Genomic DNA, 14,808 nt, shown 5'->3' on the forward strand with positions numbered 1-14,808 from the left:
CGCATGAGTGTCGACGTACGCACGATCACCGAGTCAGAATTCACCGACTGGCTGCGCGCACTCGCCACCGGCTTCCTCCGGCCGCCCGTCATCCCGGAGGACGAAGCGGCGGAGCGCCTGCCGCATATGGGCCTGCCGCGCATCCGGGGCGCGTTCGACGCCGGGCGCTGTGTCGCGACGTACCGCTCCTTCGCCCAGGAGCTCACCGTGCCGGGCGGCGCGAAGGTCCCCGCGAGTGCTGTGTCGAACGTGACCGTGTCGCCGACGCACCGCCGCCGGGGGCTGCTCAGCCGGATGATGGACGCGGACCTCGCGGCGGCGAAGGAGCGCGGGGATGTGCTGTCGACGCTGATCGCCGCCGAGTATCCGATCTACGGGCGGTACGGGTTTGGGCCCGCCGCGTCGATCACCGAGTGGGAGATCGACGTACCCAGGGCCGGGCTCGACACGCGCTGGGCGGGGCCCGGCGACGGGGGCCGGATCGATCTGATCGACGGGGCCGAGGTACGGAAGCTCGGGCCTGAACTGCACGAGCGCTTCCGCGCGACGCAGCACGGCGCGATCGACCGGGACGAGCGCTGGTGGCAGCTCGGCACGGGACAGGTGGTCCTGTCGTTCCAGCCCTGGACCGAGCCGTTCTACGCCGTGTACCGGTCGGCGCGGGGCGAGGTGGAGGGGCTGCTGGTCTACCAGGCCGACGAGAAGTGGGGCGACGGCAAGCAGCCGCTGAACACGGCGACCGTACGCGACATGATCGCGGTGTCGCCGGCGGCGGAGCGCGCGCTGTGGCACTTCGTCTGCGCGGTCGACTGGATCACGACGGTACGGTCCGGATACCGCGCCAGTGACGATCTGCTTCCCCTCCTGCTCCCGGATCCCCGGGCCGCCAGGATCGTCACCCAGGCGGATTTCCTGTGGGTGCGGCTGCTGGACGTCGTACGGGCCCTGGAGGCCCGCACGTACGCGGTGCCCGGCTCGCTCGTACTGGAGGTGCATGATGCGGCGGGGCCGGCCGGCGGGCGGTTTTGGCTGGACGCCTCGGCGGACGGGGCGGTGTGTGCGCCTTCGGCCGAGTCACCCGATCTGACGCTGGGCGTGCGGGAGTTGGGGTCGCTGTACCTGGGGGAGGAGTCCGCGGTGCGGCTGGTCGCGCTCGGCCGGGTCACGGAGGAGTCGGCGGGCGCCGCCGCCGTTGCCGACGCCCTGTTCCGTACGTCCAGGCGACCGTGGTGCCCGGACATCTTCTGAGCCTGTTCCGAGGGTTCGACGCCCTCTGGAAACCCGTCACGTCGGCCCCGACACTTTCCTGGCGACTCCTGATGTGACTCGAGGCGAACAGGTGGCACCGGTGACCGAGCAACTGCGGAATCTGATCAAGGGTGCGGAATGCGTGCTCTTCGACTTCGACGGCCCCATTTGCCGGCTCTTCGCGGGCCACCGGGCGCACGACGTGGCGGACAGCCTGGTCGACTGGCTGAAGAAACGCGACCGCCATGTGCTGCCGGCCGAGGAGGACTTGGCTTCGGACGACCCGCTCGCCGTCCTGCGGGCCGTGGCCCGGATCCTCCCCGGCAGCGAACTGGTCCAGGCCCTGGAGGAAGAGCTCACCCGCGAGGAACTCCGCGCCGCCGCCACCGCCCGGCCCACCCCTTACGCCGACCCGCTGATACGCACCTGGAGCGCGGTCGGCAGCCGCCTCGCGATCGCGACGGACAACTCCCCGCTGGTCGCGGAGCAGTACCTGACCGGCCGTGGCCTCGCCGGCTGCTTCGTGCCGCACTTCTACGGCCGTACGACTGACCTGAGCCGGATCAAGCCGGACCCGGACTGCGTCAACCGCGCCCTGACCGGCTTGGACGCCTGCCCGGGCGCGACGCTGATGATCGGCGGCACACCGTCGGACCTCTTCGCGGCGCAGGAGGCGGGCGTACGGTTCCTCGGCTACGCGCGCGACGAGACGCGGGTACAGCGGCTGCGCGGGGCGGGCGCGGAGGTCGTCGTGGACACCCTGGAGCCGGTGCTCGCGACGGTACGGGCGATGGCCCGGGCCTGATCCTCACGCCGTCCTCGGCCTGAACAGCGCGTCCGGCAGGGATCGCGGCAGCCAGGGCCCCTGTGGCGCGGTCGTCCGCGGGTCCGTGACCTCAAGTTCTGTTGAGGTCAAGCGCGTACGCTTCGTCCTCATGAGTGGTTTGCGCGAGCGGAAGAAGCAGCGGACGTACCGGGTGATCTCCGATGCCGCGATCGCCCTGTTCCTGGAGAAGGGCTTCGACCAGGTCTCCGTCGCCGAGGTGGCGGCCGCGGCCGAGATCTCCAAGCCGACGCTCTTCCGCTACTTCCCCGCGAAGGAAGACCTCGCCCTGCACCGGTTCGCCGACCACGAGGACGAGGCGGCCCGGGTGGTGGCCGCCGGGCGCGCGGAGGGGCTCTCGCCGCTGGACGCCCTGCACCGGCACTTCCTGGCGGGCCTCGACCGGCGCGAGCCCGTGACGGGGCTGAGCGACGACGCCGACGTGCTCGCCTTCCACCGGCTGCTGTACGGGACGCCGAGCCTGGTGGCCCGGCTCCACGCGTACGTGCGGCGCTCCGAGCAGGCGCTCGCGGCCGCCCTCGACGGACCGGACGACCCCATCGCCGCACGGCTCGCGGCCGGGCAGATCGTGGCCGTACAGCGGATCCTCGCGGAGGAGAACTGGCGCCGGATCGAGGCGGGGGAGCGCGCGGACGACGTGCTTCCGGGGGCCGTGGCGGCGGCTGGTCTGGCCTTCGGGCAGCTGAGGGCCGGACTCGGAGCCAAATTCTAAGGCTGAGTTAAATTCGTTACTGAGTTACGTTATCTTGAGTGGATGACGTCACTCGACCATGCCCTCAGCCAGGAACGGACCTTCCACGACCTCTGCCGCGCAGCCCTGACCCGGATGACCGAAGGCGCCGGTGAACAGGTCGTCACGGGTGAGGACGTCTCCGCCTCCGGCGCCGACGCCGAAGTCCTCGGCTTCCATCTGCGCTCGTACGCCAAGGAGTTGCGGGAGGAACCCGAGAGCCCGCTCTTCTTCGGGCGGCTGGATCTGGCCGACGGCCGCAGTCACCACATCGGGCGCCGCCGCATCGCCGAGCACCCCGCCGATCCGCCGCTGGTCATCGACTGGCGCGCCCCCGTCTCCCGCGCCTTCTACCAGGCGAGCGCACGCGACCCGCAGGGCGTGCGGGTGCGCCGGCGGTTCGGCTGGGCGCCGTGGAGCAAGGGGGCCTCGGAGGATCTGACCGGGCTGGAGGACGAGCGGCTCGCGGCGGGGGAGCAGAGTGACGGCGTACCGGGGGGCGGCATCCTCGCCGGTGAGATCGAGCGGCCACGCGTCGGTCCGATGCGCGACATCGCCGCCACCATCCAGCCGGAGCAGGACGATCTCGTACGCGCCGGGCTCACCGAATCCCTCTGCGTACAGGGCGCTCCGGGCACCGGCAAGACCGCTGTCGGCCTGCACCGCGCGGCGTACCTCCTCTATACGTATCCGCAGCGCCTCAGGCGCAGCGGCCTCCTGATCCTGGGACCCAACCGGACGTTTCTGTCGTACATCTGCGAGGTGCTGCCGGCGCTCGGCGAGGGCGGCATCAGACAGTCGACGGTCGAGGACGAGATCGGGCGCCATCCCGTGCGCGCCGAGGACAGCCCCGCTGCCGCCGCCGTCAAGCACGACGCCCGGATGGGCCAGGTGCTCCAACGTGCGCTGTACGGGCGGGTGTCGGCGCCCGCCGAGGCCGTCGCCGTGCCCGACGGCTCGTACCGCTGGCGGATTCCGCTCGGCGAGCTGGAGCGGATCGTCGAGGAGGTACGGGCCGAGGCGCCCCCGTACGCCGTCGGCCGCGAGCGCGTCCGCACCCGCGCCGTCCGCGCGCTCCAGCTCCAGGCCGAACGCCGCGCCGGGCCGACCGGCAACGAGTGGCTGCGGCGGATGGGGCGGTCCCGGGCAGTCGGGGCGTTCGTCGACTCGGTATGGCCGAAAGTCCACCCGGAGGAGATCGTGGCCGCGGTGCTCACCGACCCGGCCGACCCCCTCCTCACTCCTGACGAGCGGCAGGCCATCCGCTGGGGGAAGCCGCCGCGCTCCTGGAGGAGCGCCAAGTGGTCGGCCGCGGACCTGGTGCTGATCGACGAGGTCGCCGGGCTGATCGAGCGGCCCGAAAGCTATGGCCACGTCGTCATCGACGAGGCACAGGACCTCTCCCCGATGCAGTGCCGGGCGATCGCGCGCCGCGTCGGCTTCGGTTCGGTGACGGTGCTGGGTGATCTCGCGCAGGGTACGACGCCGTGGGCCGCCCGCACCTGGCCCGAGCTCCTCGCCCACCTCGGCAAGGAGACGGCCGCCGTCGTGCCGCTGACCACCGGTTTCCGTGTCCCGGCCGCGATCGTGGAGCTGGCGAACCGGCTGCTCGGGGCGCTGGACGTCGACGTACCGCCGGGCCGGTCGCTGCGGTCCGACGGGGAGCTGGCGGTGCGTGAGGTGCGGGATGTGGTGGCCGCGACGGTCGACGCGGTACGGGCCGCCCTGAGCCGGGAGGGATCGGTGGGCGTCGTCGCGGACGCGGGCCGGGTGCGGGAGCTGCGGGAGGCGCTGGACGCGGCGGGGGTCGGCGAGAGGGCGGCGGGAGAGGCGCGCCGGGTGTCCGTACTGCCCGCCACGCTGGCCAAGGGCCTCGAATTCGACCACGTCGTCGCGGTCGAACCGGCCGAGATCGCCGGCGCCGACGACCGGGGGCTGCACCGCCTCTACGTGGTGCTGACGCGGGCGGTCAGCCGCCTGGACGTGCTGCACTGCCTTCCGCTTCCGCCGCACATGCGGCCCTGAGCGGACGTAATGCCGGGGGTTGGACGCACGAGCCTCGCGAGGGCCGTGGAAGGCGCCTGAGTGCTCATCAGGTGCGTGGCACCGCCGGGGCCGGACGGCCGGCCCGCCATGGGGGAGCCGCCCGGCGCCCCGAAGCCCCGGGCAGCTTTCCGCCTCGGCCGTTCCCCTCAGCGGTCCGTACGCCGCAGCCGTACCACCGGAATGTCACGGGTGGTCTTCTTCTGGTAGCTCTCGTACGGCGCGAAGACGTCCACCAGGTGCGGCCACACGCGGGCCTTCTCCTCGGCGGAGAGCGTCTCGGCGCGGGCCGGGAACCGCTCGGTACCGACGCGCAGTTGTACGTCCGGGTTGTCCTGGATGTTCAAGTACCACAGGGGGTGCTCGTCCGAGCCGCCCTTCGACGCCACGACCAGATGGTCGTCGCCGTCGCGCCCGTAGATCAGCACGGTGCGCCGGACGGTGCCGGTGCGCCGTCCCACGTAATCCAGCAGCAGGCAGGGCGCGCCCTGCATGGTGGTGCCCTTGGTGCCGCCGGACTCCTCGTACAGCTCGGCCTGCTCGGCCACCCAGCCGCTGGGGCTGAGCTTCACCGCACCGCTGCCGTCGCCGGCGCTGTTCTCGTCTGTCACGTGTGTGGTCACCTGTGCCGCTCCTTCTGGCCGTATCGCTGTCGCGTCGTAGTGCCGGACAACATCCAGGGTCACCCCTGTCGCCTCCGGTGGCGCAAAATCGCTCGACAACGGTCGTACGGGCAAAGAACATTCACCCCGATGACACGAACCGATATCCCTCCCACGCCCGACGAGCGCGCCTCACTCGCGACCTTCCTCGACTACGTCCGCGACACCGCGCGCGCCAAGTGCGACGACGTGTCGCAGGAGGACGCCCGCAAGGCCCCGCTGCCCGGATCGCCGCTGATGACGCTGTGCGGGCTCATCAGCCACCTCCACTGGGTCGAGTACTACTGGTTCCAGGTGGTGTTCCTCGGCGAGGAGGACGAGGGGCCGTGGACGGAGGAGGACCCGGACCGCGAGATGCGCATCGCCCTCGACGTCCCGCTCGCCGACCTGCTGTCGGCGTACGACGCCCAGTGCGCCCGCTACCGGAAGCTGGTCGCCGACCACGACCTGGACACCGAGGCGCGGCGCGCCAGGGGCAACGGGAGCCGCGTCAATCTGCGCTGGATCCTGCTGCACCTGATCGAGGAGACCGCCCGCCACAACGGCCACCTCGACATCCTGCGCGAGCTGGCGGACGGCCGTACCGGCTCCTAGGGGCCGGTTCACCCGACGGGCGGCGCGTCCTTGCTCTTGAGGTCGCGCCGGTCCGGGCGGCGCGGTGAGACGACGTCACGGTGGTGGCGCTCCAGGGTCATGAGGCCCCGGCCGCCCGGCATCGCGACGACCGCGCCGGAGGCAGGGCTTCCGGCGAGCCAGACGCCGTTCTCCATCGCCGGGTCCCAGCGGTACCACCGGAGCGGATTGCGCGCCGTGAGCGGCCGGGACCAGCCGCCTTCCCTGGTCATCAGCCGTACGGGTACGCCGTTGGGGTCCTTGGTGCCCGCCTGCTTGCTGAGCGCGTCCCGGTGCTTCCACGGGTTGGCCTGGAGCACCTTGCGCATGCGGCGCAGGCGGCGCAGCGACCCGATGTAGGCGTACAACGCGCCGGGCGCGACGAGTCCGAAGAAGAGGGCGGGGACAACGCCCGCCCCGGCGCGGCGGATGTCCTGCGCGTACAGGCCCGTGAGGGCGAGCGCCGTGATGGTCAGCAGCACGAAGACGACCAGGCCACCGGCGACGCGCCGTCTCGCGCGTTGCCAGGCCTTCCGCGTCTCCGGGTGGTCGAAGGCACAGTCGGTCGAGGGCAAGCCGGCGTCGTTTGTCATGCGTACCGTTCCTGAGATGGGGCACTGGGAGGGCGCGCGGGCGCCCCAAGGACCGTATACCTGGGGCTCGGGCCCCGAGGGCGACACGCGAACACTTTTGCAAGCAGGCGCTTGCAAAAGTTAGCGGTGATGGCGCACTATCGGGGCATGGCATCACTCAACGTCGGCAATCTCGGCGAGTACCTGCGCGAGCAGCGGCGCACCGCGCAGCTGTCGTTGCGGCAGCTCGCCGACGCCGCCGGGGTGTCCAATCCGTACCTCAGCCAGATCGAGCGCGGGCTGCGCAAGCCGAGTGCGGAGATCCTGCAGCAGCTCGCGAAGGCGCTGCGGATCTCCGCCGAGACGCTGTACGTACAGGCCGGGATCCTCGACGAGCGGGAGCGCGAGGAGCTGGAGACGCGTGCCGTCATCCTCGCCGACCCGTCGATAAACGAGCGGCAGAAGCAGGTGCTGCTGCAGATCTACGAGTCGTTCCGCAAAGAGAACGCGACGGATGTCCCCTCGGATGTCCCGTCGGACGCCCCTGCCGGCCGCCCCCGCACGGCCGACGACGGCAGTGATGCCGGCACACCACCCTCACAGTGAACTGAGCTCCGGGAGGACCACAGTCATGGCCATCACCGATGACCTGCGTAAGACCCTCACCGACCCGACCCCCCTCTACTTCGCGGCCGGCACCGCGGACCTCGCCGTACAGCAGGCGAAGAAGGTGCCGGCGCTGATCGAGCAGCTGCGCGCCGAGGCCCCGGCGCGTATCGACGCCGTGCGCAACACCGACCCCAAGGCCGTCCAGGAGAAGGTGACCAGCCGCGCCAAGGAGGCCCAGGCCACCGTTCAGGCCAAGGTCACCGAGGTGCTCGGCACGCTCGACACCGATGTGAAGAAGCTGGGCGAGCAGGCCCAGGACCTGGCGCTGCGGAGCGTGGGCGTGGCCGCCGAGTACGCGGTCAAGGCGCGTGAGGCGTACGAGAAGGTCGCCGAGCACGGTGAGCAGAGCGTGAAGGCCTGGCGCGGCGAGGCGGCCGAGGAGATCAACGAGATCGCCGTCGCCGTCGAGCCCGACCCGGAGCCCAGGGCGGACGGGCCGAAGGCCGCCGAGGCCAAGGCCGCTCCGGCGAAGAAGACCCCCGCCGCACGCAAGGCGCCGGCGAAGAAGGCCACGCCGGCCGCCGAGAAGTAGGGCAGACACGGCGAGCAGGCGACCAGGGCTGTACGGGCGCGAGCCGGGCACCTCTATGGGTGTCCGGCTCGTTGTCCGGGTACCTTGGCCGCGAGGCGCTCATCCACTCTCTAGGCGGTGTACAGCATGTTGCTCCAGGGATTCGGCACTCTGTTGTCGTTGCTCAACCTCGCCATGCTCCTCCTCGCCGTGGTCGCGCTGTTCTTCGCCGCGACGGCCCGCGAGGACGCGTACCGCGCCACCGACAAGCAGACCAAGGTCTTCTGGCTGGTCCTTCTGGGCGTCACGGTCGCCGTGAATCTCTTCGTCCCGATGCTGTTCCTGCAGATCGCCGGTCTGGTCGCGACCATCGTGTTCATGGTCGACGTACGGCCCGCGATCAAGCAGGTCTCGGGCGGCGGCGGTGGCGGGCGCAAGGGCGGCGGCAGCAGCAGCGACGGTCCGTACGGGCCGTACAACGGCGGACGCTAGACGCCGCGGCCGGGCGGCTGCTCAGCCCCGGTCCAGGAGCACCAGCGCCACGTCGTCGGTCAGTTCACCGCCGTTGAGGTCCCGTGCCTCGGTGACCGCGGCCTCCAGCAGGGCCTCGCCGCGGAGTCCGGCCGCCAGCTGGCGGTTGATCATCGCGACCATCCCGTCCTGGCCGAGCCGCTGCTTGGAGCCGGGCGGGCCGACCCGGCCCTCGATCAGGCCGTCCGTGTACATCATCAGGCTCCACGAGCCGCCCAGCTCGACCTGCCGGCGCGACCAGCGGGCGCGGGGCAGCAGGCCGAGCGCGGGGCCCCCGTCCTCGTACGGAAGAAGCTGCGCGGCCCTGCCCTGGCGCGCTATCAGCGGTGACGGGTGTCCGGCCAGGCACAGCCCGGCCCGCCGTCCGTCCGGCGCGATGTCGACCGTGCAGAGCGTCGCGAAGATCTCCTCGCTCTCCCGCTCGTGCTCCAGGACCTGCTGGAGCGTGGACAGCAGCTCGTCGCCGCACAGTCCCGCGAAGGTCAGGGCGCGCCACGCGATGCGCAGTTCCACACCGAGGGCGGCCTCGTCCGGGCCGTGGCCGCAGACGTCGCCGATCATCGCGTGGACCGTGCCGTCGGAGGTGCGGACCGTGTCGTAGAAGTCGCCGCCGAGCAGGGCGCGGGAGCGTCCGGGCCGGTAGCGGGAGGCGAAGCGCAGGTTCGAGCCCTCCAGCAGCGGGGTGGGCAGCAGACCGCGCTCCAGGCGGGCGTTCTCCTGGGCGCGCAGCCGCGACTCGGCCAGCTTGTGCTGCGCGGTGTCGGCGCGCTTGCGCTCCACGGCGTACCGGATGGCCCGGCTGAGCTGGCGCCCGTCGAGCTCGTCGCGGAAGAGGTAGTCCTGCGCGCCGACGCGCACCGCCTCGGCGGCCCGCTCGGCGTCCGTCTCGGAGGTCAGAGCCAGCACGGCGTGCCGGGGCGCGAGGCGCAGCACGTGCCGCAGCGTGGCCAGCCGGTCCCCGTTCTCGCCGTCCTCGCCGGTCCCCGCGGAGGTTCCGGAGGTGGGGGCGGGCAGGGCCAGGTCGAGCAGGATGCAGTGCACGTCGTCCGTGAGCAGCCGTTCGGCCTCGGTGAGGTTCCGGGCGGTGCGGATACGGACACGGGTGCCGGCGGCGTCGAGCAGCGAGGGCACGGTGAACGTCCCCGCCGGATCGTTCTCGATCACCAGCAGGGTGAGGTCGGTGCTGTTCGCGGACACGACGGGGGAGGCCGGGGCGGCGGGACCCGCGGCGGCCGGGGCCGACGCGGTCTCCATGCTGCTCCCGGCCTGCTGTTTCGGCAGGACGGCCTGACCGTGTTCCACGGCCGGACTCTCACGCTGCCGCGGTACGGGTACGGGCATCGGTTTCGGTTCCTTCCCTCCCCCCGAGGGTGCGGCGGCACGACGATCGACGTTCCGCCAAACGGGGACCATAGCGTTACCGGGCGCTCCGGCGGAATGCCGTGCGGAAAGCCGGCCGTGGTCGTATGCCGCCTCCCGCAACGCATCCGGCGGGATCGGCGGCCTGCCGCGTCATGACGAACATCACGCCCCGGGCCACCCGTACGGCCCCTCGCGACCCCCGCGCGCCCGGCTTCACTTGTCCGGGCGTACGACTCCCAGAATCGGCATCGAACCGGCCCCGGCGATCGTCACGTCCCGGCCGGGGCGGGGCGCGTGCACCATCGCGCCGTCGCCCACGTACACCCCGATGTGGCTGGCGTCGTCGAAGTAGACGATCAGGTCGCCGGGCCGCATGTCCTTCACGTCGACGCGGGGCAGCTGCTTCCACTGCTCCTGCGACGTGCGCGGTATGGCGCGTCCGCCCGCGAGCCACGCCTGCGACGTCAGCCCCGAGCAGTCGAAGGAGCCCGGGCCCTCGGCCCCCCAGACGTACGGCTTGCCGATCTGCGCCGTCGCGTAGGCGACCGCCGCCGCGCCGCTCTTCGTCGCCCTGCCTGCGGCGCCCCTGAGCACGCCGGAGTCGAGCCAGGCGGTCTGGGCTCTGTACTCCGCCTCCTGCTCCATCTTGAGGAGCCGCTCGCGCTCCTCCTTCTCCAGCGTCGACTCCAGCTTCTCGGCGGCGGCGATCTGCTTCTTGATCTCCTTCTTCGCCGCTTCCTTCTTCTTGCGGCTGGACTCCAGACGCTGCCACTGGGCGGTCGCGTCCTGGGTGTACGCCTCCAAGTCGGCCTGGGTCCGCGACAGTTCACCCAGAAGTCCCTTGGCCGCCTGCTGGCCCTCACGGATGCGGCCCGCCCCGTCCAGGAAGTGCTGGGGGTCGCCGCTGAGCATCATCTGCGCCTCGGGCGGCAGCCCGCCGGTGCGGTACTGGGCGCGGGCTTCCGCCCCCACCTGCTTCTTCAGCCGGTCGATCCTCTTCTGGCCCTCGACGATCTCCCTGGCCAGCTTCACGATCTCGGACGACTGCTTGTCGGCGCGCTCCTCGGCGAGGTTGTACGCGTCCGTGGCCGCCGCGGCCTTGCGGTAAAGGGCGTCGATCTCGACGCGTACCGCCTGGAGGCTCTGCTCGCTTCTCGGCGGCTTGGGGTCCGCGTACGCCTGTCCAGGTGCGGCCAGCACGGTCAGGGCGCAGACCAGCGCGATCGCGGTCGCGGCGCTGCGACGTCGGTTCACAAGCTCCCCCGGATCCCGGATCCCTCATCACATGGCCCCGCATGTGATTTACCGTCAGTAACTTAGGTGCGATGCCGTGATGCTGCCATGCCGTCCGTGAAAACGACAGAGGCTCCCACCCACAGGTTTCTGACGAACAGCCGGCCCGCCACGTTCCCCCTGTGCACCACTCTTCCGAGTAGATCCAAAACCGTTTCAGCCGGTGCGCGGCTGGAGAGCGGCCCAGTTCACCGTGACTTCGCCCTGCCGCCACCGCCGCTCCCCGTCCGCCAGCGGCCAGTCGGCCGAGAGATCGCGCACGGCCTTGATCCAGCGCTGCCGGGCGCCGAGCGAGGCGTACGGAGCGGCCGCCGCCCACGCCCGGTCGAAGTCCCGCAGGAAGGCGTGCACCGGCTCGCCCGGCACATTGCGGTGGATCAGCGCCTTCGGCAGCCGCTCCGCGAGGTCGGAGGGCCGCTCCAGTGACCCCAGCCGGGCCGCGAACGTAACCGTCCGCGGCCCCTCCACCCCCAGCGCGACCCACACGTGCCGCCGCCCGATCTCGTCGCACGTCCCCTCGACCAGCAGCCCGCCGGGCGCCAGCCGCCCGCACAGCCGCGCCCAGACGGCGGCGACCTCCCCTTCGTCGTACTGGCGCAGCACGTTCGCCGCCCGGATCAGGGCGGGGCGGCGGCTGTCGGGCAGGGGCACCTCGAAGCCGCCGTGCCGGAAGGCGAGGCCCAGGCGCTCGTACGGCTTCGCGGCGGTGACGCGGGCCGGTTCGATCTCGATGCCCACGACCTCGGCGGCGGGCGCGGCGGTGCGCAGCCGGCCGAGCAGCTCGACGGCGGTCCAGGGCGCGGCCCCGTACCCGAGGTCGACCGCGACCGGATCGCTGCTGCGGCGCAGCTCGGGGCCGTGCGCGGCGGCGATCCAGCGGTCCATGCGGCGCAGGCGGTTGGGGTTGGTCGTCCCGCGGGTGACGGCGCCGACCGGGCGCGCGGGGGAGATGCGGGAGGCCATGAAGCGAGGGTAAGCGCCCGCGCGGCCCCGTAAAGGTTGAGGCAGCTGAAGTAATGATTTGGCAAAGCGGAAATTGGAAGGGGCCATTCCGCTGTTTGGCCTGAACGGAGGGCCACCCCGCGCCCTCTCGCTGCCATGCCATCCCGAGCGAGGAGAACCGTCGACGTGAGCCAGTACGTCTCCCGACTCGCCGGCACACTGGCGACGCCGCCCCGCCTCCGGCTGCCCGGCGGCCACCACCGCAAGCCGCGCCGGATCGCCATGCTCAGCGTCCACACCTCCCCGCTGCACCAGCCGGGGACGGGCGACGCGGGCGGCATGAACGTCTACATCGTCGAGCTCGCCAAGCGTCTCGCCGCCATCAACATCGAGGTCGAGATCTTCACCCGGGCGACCACGGGCGGCCTGCCGCCCAGCGTCGAGCTGTCGCCCGGCGTGCTGGTCCGCCACATCGACGCGGGCCCGTACGAGGGCCTGGCCAAGGAGGAGCTGCCCGCCCAGCTCTGCGCCTTCACGCACGGCGTGATGCAGGCCTGGGCCGGCCAGCGCCCCGGCTACTACGACCTCGTCCACTCCCACTACTGGCTCTCCGGCCACGTCGGCTGGCTCGCCGCCGAACGCTGGGGCGCGCCCCTCGTCCACGCCATGCACACCATGGCGAAGGTGAAGAACGCGGCGCTGGCAGAGGGCGACACCCCCGAGCCGGCCGCGCGCGTCATCGGCGAGACGCAGATCGTACGGGCCGCGGACCGCCTCATTGCCAACACGGCGGAGGAGGCGGACGAACTGGCCCGCTTCTACGAAGCCGACCCCGCCAAGATCGCCGTCGTACACCCGGGCGTGAACCTGGACCGCTTCCGCCCGGCCGACGGCCGGGCAGCGGCCCGCCACCGCCTGGACCTCCCCCAGGACGCGTTCGTCCCACTCTTCGCGGGCCGCATCCAGCCGCTCAAGGCCCCGGACATACTCCTGCGAGCGGTAGCCGTACTCCTCGACAACGACCCGTCGCTGCGCTCGAAAATCGTCGTACCGGTCGTCGGCGGACCGAGCGGCAGCGGCCTCGCCAAGCCGGAGGGCCTGCAGAAGCTGGCGGCCCGCCTGGGCATCGCCGACGTCGTACGCTTCCGCCCGCCGGTCGGCCAGGACCACCTGGCGGACTGGTTCCGGGCGGCCTCCGCGCTGGTCATGCCCTCCTACAGCGAATCGTTCGGCCTGGTCGCGATAGAGGCCCAGGCGTCCGGCACGCCGGTCGTCGCGGCGGCGGTCGGCGGCCTCCCGGTAGCCGTACGGGACGGGCAGACCGGCATCCTCGTCGAGGGCCACGACCCGGCCGGATACGCCCGCGCGCTGCGGCGCTTCATCGACGAGCCGGGCCTGGCGGACCGGATGGGCACGGCGGCCGCCCGCCACGCCCAGTCCTTCGGCTGGGACACCGCCGCGTCCGCCACGGCCGACGTGTACATGGCCGCGATGCACGAACACCGCCGTCGCGTACGCTCGCACCATGGCTGACGCGCAGCAGCAGGGCATCGAGACGCTAGAGCAGACGCTGAAGGACGCGGAGCTGGAGTGGGAGAGTCCTGAGCCCGGCTCGTACGTGGTGAAACTCCCCGGCACCCGCAAGCTCTCCACGACGTGCTCCTTGATCGTCGGTCGCCACTCCCTCTCCATCAACGCCTTCGTGATCCGTCACCCGGACGAGAACGACGCGGCGGTGCACCGCTGGCTGCTGGAGCGCAATCTGCGCCTGTACGGCCTGAGTTACGCGATCGACAGCCTCGGCGACATCTACCTGACCGGCAGGATGCCGCTCTCGGCGGTGACCCCCGACGACGTGGACCGCTTGCTGGGGAGCGTTCTGGAGGCGGCGGACGGCAGCTTCAACACCCTGCTGGAACTGGGCTTCGCCGGCGCGATCCGCAAGGAGTACGCGTGGCGCGTGTCGCGGGGTGAATCAACAAGAAACCTGGAAGCGTTCACGAACCTGACCCAACGGCCCGACTGACTAGCTGAACGGCCCCGCCTCCAACGTGGAGGCGGGGCCGTTCGGATGCGGCGACAGCTCGCCGGCTTCGTCAGTCCTTGTCGTGGTAGCCCTTGTGGCCCTCGTGGCCCTTGTGGCCCTCGTGGTGCTTCTCGCCCGAGGAGTAGGAGGCGCGGGCCTTGGTGATGCCGTTGCGGCCGCCGACGTTGACGAAGCCGAACTCCTCGTGCTTCCCCTCTTCGTGGCGGCTGTAGCCCTTGTAGCCCTTGTCGTGCTTGTAGTCGTCGTCGTGCTTGTAGTCGTTGTCGTGCTTGTAGTCGTTGTCGTGCTTGTAGTCGTTGTCGTGCTTGTAGTCGTTGTCGTGCTTGTAGCCCTTGTCGTGCTCGTAGCCCTTGTCGTGCTCGTAGCCCTTTTCGGCGTGGTCGCCGTGGTGCTTCTCGCCCGAGGAGTAGGAGGCGCGGGCCTTGGTGATGCCCTTGCGGCCGCCGATGTTGAGGAAGTCGAACTCCTCGTGCGTTTTCTGGCCGTCGTAGCGGTTGGACTCGTAGGACCTGCCGTCGTCCATGCTGGCGGCGGCAGCCGGGCCGGCTGCCATGAAGCCGGCGGCGGTGATGCCGACGAGGGTGATCGCGACGCGACGAAGCATGTTTCGCTCTCCTGTACGTACGTGACGGGTGAGGCCTGACGGGGTGACTCCACCTCACCCCCCGGGCACTCGACAGCGGCACACGCCATGAGGTCATCCGGACGGGGGAGAGGCCTGCATCCGATCGGTCGCACCAAC

General features: G+C 71.4%; 16 protein-coding genes. 10 read left to right on the forward strand and 6 right to left on the reverse strand.

Annotated elements, in window-relative coordinates; genetic code table 11:
• Nucleotides 1–3 precede the first annotated feature (3 nt).
• The 4 genes from J7E91_RS12005 (at nucleotide 4) to J7E91_RS12020 (ending at nucleotide 4,847) form a co-directional block, all read left to right on the forward strand.
• The gene (locus tag J7E91_RS12005) at nucleotides 4–1,248 is read left to right on the forward strand and encodes a GNAT family N-acetyltransferase (protein ID WP_214901825.1); all 1,245 of its coding nucleotides are present in this window, start codon (nucleotides 4–6) and stop codon (nucleotides 1,246–1,248) included.
• Nucleotides 1,249–1,348: 100 nt separating this feature from the next.
• Entirely contained in the window at nucleotides 1,349–2,053 is a 705-nt protein-coding gene (locus J7E91_RS12010; RefSeq protein WP_214901833.1) for an HAD family hydrolase, read from the forward strand.
• 130 nt (nucleotides 2,054–2,183) lie between these two features.
• A complete protein-coding gene (locus J7E91_RS12015) occupies nucleotides 2,184–2,804 on the forward strand; it encodes a TetR/AcrR family transcriptional regulator (protein ID WP_214901835.1) in 621 nt (206 codons plus the stop codon).
• Nucleotides 2,805–2,846: 42 nt separating this feature from the next.
• Nucleotides 2,847–4,847 carry an AAA family ATPase gene (locus tag J7E91_RS12020; RefSeq protein WP_214901837.1) on the forward strand — a complete coding sequence of 667 codons (2,001 nt, stop codon included), beginning with the start codon at nucleotides 2,847–2,849 and terminating at the stop codon, nucleotides 4,845–4,847.
• Nucleotides 4,848–5,014: 167 nt separating this feature from the next.
• Here the strand turns inward: J7E91_RS12020 and J7E91_RS12025 are convergent, their stop codons facing one another.
• Nucleotides 5,015–5,476 carry a nitroreductase family deazaflavin-dependent oxidoreductase gene (locus J7E91_RS12025; protein ID WP_214901839.1) on the reverse strand — a complete coding sequence of 154 codons (462 nt, stop codon included), beginning with the start codon at nucleotides 5,474–5,476 and terminating at the stop codon, nucleotides 5,015–5,017.
• Nucleotides 5,477–5,617: 141 nt separating this feature from the next.
• Between J7E91_RS12025 and J7E91_RS12030 the strand changes: the two genes are divergently transcribed.
• Nucleotides 5,618–6,121: a DinB family protein gene (locus tag J7E91_RS12030; protein ID WP_214901843.1), complete on the forward strand. Its 504-nt coding sequence runs from the start codon at nucleotides 5,618–5,620 to the stop codon at nucleotides 6,119–6,121.
• An 8-nt stretch (nucleotides 6,122–6,129) separates the two neighbouring features.
• Here J7E91_RS12030 and J7E91_RS12035 read toward each other — a convergent pair whose 3' ends face one another.
• Nucleotides 6,130–6,732, reverse strand: a complete 603-nt coding sequence (locus J7E91_RS12035) for a hypothetical protein (RefSeq protein WP_214901844.1) — start codon at nucleotides 6,730–6,732, stop codon at nucleotides 6,130–6,132.
• Nucleotides 6,733–6,879: 147 nt separating this feature from the next.
• Between J7E91_RS12035 and J7E91_RS12040 the strand changes: the two genes are divergently transcribed.
• From J7E91_RS12040 to J7E91_RS12050, 3 genes are all read left to right on the forward strand, one after another.
• Nucleotides 6,880–7,317: a helix-turn-helix domain-containing protein gene (locus tag J7E91_RS12040; RefSeq protein ID WP_251015544.1), complete on the forward strand. Its 438-nt coding sequence runs from the start codon at nucleotides 6,880–6,882 to the stop codon at nucleotides 7,315–7,317.
• Nucleotides 7,318–7,342: 25 nt separating this feature from the next.
• The gene (locus J7E91_RS12045; RefSeq protein WP_214901847.1) at nucleotides 7,343–7,912 is read left to right on the forward strand and encodes a hypothetical protein; all 570 of its coding nucleotides are present in this window, start codon (nucleotides 7,343–7,345) and stop codon (nucleotides 7,910–7,912) included.
• Nucleotides 7,913–8,038: 126 nt separating this feature from the next.
• On the forward strand, nucleotides 8,039–8,383 hold the full coding sequence (locus J7E91_RS12050; protein ID WP_214901918.1) for a DUF2516 family protein: 345 nt from the start codon (nucleotides 8,039–8,041) through the stop codon (nucleotides 8,381–8,383).
• A 21-nt stretch (nucleotides 8,384–8,404) separates the two neighbouring features.
• On the opposite strand, the gene J7E91_RS12055 is transcribed toward J7E91_RS12050, so the two are convergent.
• From J7E91_RS12055 to J7E91_RS12065, 3 genes are all read right to left on the reverse strand, one after another.
• Nucleotides 8,405–9,676, reverse strand: a complete 1,272-nt coding sequence (locus tag J7E91_RS12055; RefSeq protein ID WP_374224680.1) for a PP2C family protein-serine/threonine phosphatase — start codon at nucleotides 9,674–9,676, stop codon at nucleotides 8,405–8,407.
• Between the two features lie 321 nt (nucleotides 9,677–9,997).
• A complete protein-coding gene (locus tag J7E91_RS12060) occupies nucleotides 9,998–11,038 on the reverse strand; it encodes a C40 family peptidase (protein ID WP_214901852.1) in 1,041 nt (346 codons plus the stop codon).
• A gap of 195 nt (nucleotides 11,039–11,233) precedes the next feature.
• Nucleotides 11,234–12,040: a class I SAM-dependent methyltransferase gene (locus tag J7E91_RS12065; protein WP_214901854.1), complete on the reverse strand. Its 807-nt coding sequence runs from the start codon at nucleotides 12,038–12,040 to the stop codon at nucleotides 11,234–11,236.
• A 165-nt stretch (nucleotides 12,041–12,205) separates the two neighbouring features.
• On the opposite strand from J7E91_RS12065, the gene mshA reads away from it, so the two are divergent.
• Complete coding sequence (gene mshA / locus J7E91_RS12070) at nucleotides 12,206–13,552, forward strand: D-inositol-3-phosphate glycosyltransferase (protein WP_214901856.1); 1,347 nt, start codon at nucleotides 12,206–12,208, stop codon at nucleotides 13,550–13,552.
• Complete coding sequence (locus tag J7E91_RS12075) at nucleotides 13,545–14,045, forward strand: YbjN domain-containing protein (protein WP_214901858.1); 501 nt, start codon at nucleotides 13,545–13,547, stop codon at nucleotides 14,043–14,045. The genes mshA and J7E91_RS12075 overlap by 8 nt, the downstream gene beginning before the upstream one ends.
• A 70-nt stretch (nucleotides 14,046–14,115) precedes the next feature.
• Here the strand turns inward: J7E91_RS12075 and J7E91_RS12080 are convergent, their stop codons facing one another.
• On the reverse strand, nucleotides 14,116–14,670 hold the full coding sequence (locus J7E91_RS12080) for a hypothetical protein (protein WP_214901860.1): 555 nt from the start codon (nucleotides 14,668–14,670) through the stop codon (nucleotides 14,116–14,118).
• Between the last annotated feature and the right edge of the window lie 138 nt (nucleotides 14,671–14,808).

This window comes from Streptomyces sp. ISL-99 (assembly GCF_018614005.1).
Lineage (GTDB): Bacteria > Actinomycetota > Actinomycetes > Streptomycetales > Streptomycetaceae > Streptomyces > Streptomyces flavidovirens.